This is a genomic window from Streptomyces sp. NPDC006430 (assembly GCF_040612395.1).
In the GTDB taxonomy this organism is placed as follows: domain Bacteria; phylum Actinomycetota; class Actinomycetes; order Streptomycetales; family Streptomycetaceae; genus Streptomyces.
In genome coordinates this window covers 1-1,233 of record NZ_JBEXQA010000120.1, presented here as the reverse complement: position 1 = coordinate 1,233, position 1,233 = coordinate 1, and the positions used below count along the sequence as shown (strand labels likewise).

The window sequence follows — 1,233 nt, the reverse complement described above, 5'->3', positions numbered from 1 at the left end:
GTGGGCGGCGCGCAACGGTGTGCACTACCAGACCGCGTGGGCCTGGGCGAAGGAGGGCCGTATGCCGGTCCCTGTCGTGCAGACACCGTCCGGTATGTGGCTGGTCGAAGAGTCCATTCCCGAGATCGGCGGGCGGACGGTGGTGTACTGCCGTGTTTCGTCCGGCGACCAGAAGGCGGATCTTGACCGGCAGGTCTCCCGTGTCGTCCAGGGGGCCAACGGGCTGGGGCTCGCCGTTGCCGAGGTTGTGACCGAGGTCGGGTCGGGACTGAACGGGAAGCGGCGGAAGCTGCACCGTGTCCTGTCGGACCCTGCCGTTGCCGTCATCGTCGTGGAGCATCGCGTCCGGCTGGCCCGTTTCGGTGTCGAGTATCTGGAATCGGCATTGTCGGCTTCCGGCCGGCGCCTGGTGGTGCTCGATCCGCAGGAGACGACCAGCGACCTGGTCCGGGACATCACCGAAGTCCTCACCTCGATGTGTGCCCGACTGTATGGGCAGCGAGCGGCGAAGAACCGGGCCGCACGCGCTATCGCCGAGGCCACCGCCCCGGCGGCGGAGACGACCGGGTGAGCGGGGCGGAGCCTGCCGGGAGCGGGAAGAAGAAGCGCCGGGGGTTCGAGGCGCGGCCCGGCTTTCACGTCGTGGGCCACAGACTCGCCCTCGACCCCAGCGCGTCCGCCCTGCAGGCTCTGGCCTCGCATTGCGGGGCGGCGCGGGTCGCCTACAACTGGGCGGTGCGGCATGTGCTGGCGAGTTGGTCGCAGCGCGCAGCGCAGGAGACCTACGGCGTCCCCGAGGCAGAGCGCGTTCCGTGGCGGTCGTGGTCGTTGCCGTCGTTGCGGAAGGCGTTCAACGAGGCCAAACACACGGACCCGTTCCTGCGGGAGTGGTGGGCGGAGAACTCGAAGGAGGCCTACAACACCGGCCTCGCGAACGCTGCCGCCGCGTTCGACAACTACGCCAAGTCCAGGCGCGGCGAGCGTAAGGGCGCCCGGATGGGCAGGCCTCGTTTCAAGTCGAAGCGGAAGGCTCGCCTGGCGTGCAAGTTCACCACCGGCACCATCCGCCTCGATGACCGGCGGCATATCGTCCTGCCCCGCCTCGGCCGGATCCGCCTCCACGAGGACGTCCAGCCCCTCGTGGACGCGATCGCCGAAGGCGGGACGCGGATTCTGTCGGTGACGGTGCGGTTCGAGCGGGGCCGCTGGTTCGCGGTCCTACAGACCGAGGAA

The 1,233-nt window shown here is 69.5% G+C and carries 1 protein-coding gene and 1 pseudogene; both read left to right on the top strand.

Translation table 11 applies throughout. The features are described 5' to 3' along the window. A partial coding sequence (locus tag ABZZ20_RS36875; RefSeq protein ID WP_356877438.1) for an IS607 family transposase occupies positions 1-571 on the top strand: 571 nt, incomplete at its 5' end. Beyond that, positions 568-1,233: pseudogene (locus ABZZ20_RS36870) on the top strand (IS607 family element RNA-guided endonuclease TnpB); the annotation flags it as partial. The gene ABZZ20_RS36875 and the pseudogene ABZZ20_RS36870, both read left to right, overlap by 4 nt.